We start from the raw sequence: 671 nt of genomic DNA on the forward strand, positions 1-671 counted from the left end.
CGTCGATGCGGTGACGCTGGAGGATGCCAGGAAGGCGGCGCAGCGGCTGTGGGGCCAGGGTCTGCTCACCGTCATCGTCGGCAGCTCCCCACTGGCCGCAGCCCAGTCGACCACCGCGCCATCGGCCGCAACGCCGCAGTCCACAGCACAGCCGGCTGCCGCGCCATCAGCCGCAACGCCGGCAACACCCAATTGACCTTTGTGTTCGTGAGGTGACATTCGGTGCGCGTTAAGGACAAGCTGTCATATAGCCGTTATTTGGCCGACGTCCGACCTGCCTACATCAAGGGGCGGCCTCGCGAGAGCCCGTCACTTCAGTTAGTCGTTACGCATCCGAGGACTGCCGCGCAACGATTACGCGCGCGCATAGACGGTCTGGGTTATGATGGTCGCTAGCCGGTTGAGACGTTCAGGTTGCGACGGACCACTGATCAGAGGTGTTTCTCGACCGCGCGTAGCCTTTTCCATTCCCAAGGAAGCAACTCGTGCAGGCGCGAGGCAGGCAGATCGGCGATACGGGCCAGAACATCGGCGAGCCATGCTTGAGCTATCGCTAAATTTTGGTGACGGCCTGGCCGGTTAGGCGGCGGCGGTTATGGGCTGACGGTCAGTCGGCTTGGCGATGACCTCGATCCCGTCGTTGAATGTCACACCGAGAACGAGTTTTGGCA

General features: G+C 62.1%; 2 pseudogenes. One reads left to right on the forward strand and one right to left on the reverse strand.

The features are described from left to right. A pseudogene (locus tag GWE18_RS41965) lies at positions 1 to 196 on the forward strand (insulinase family protein); the annotation flags it as partial. A 235-nt stretch (positions 197 to 431) separates the two neighbouring features. Here GWE18_RS41965 and GWE18_RS41970 read toward each other — a convergent pair. Further along, positions 432 to 545: pseudogene (locus GWE18_RS41970) on the reverse strand (transposase domain-containing protein); the annotation flags it as partial. Between the last annotated feature and the right edge of the window lie 126 nt (positions 546 to 671).

The sequence above is a fragment of the Bradyrhizobium sp. CSA112 genome (genome assembly GCF_029051645.1).
GTDB lineage: Bacteria > Pseudomonadota > Alphaproteobacteria > Rhizobiales > Xanthobacteraceae > Bradyrhizobium.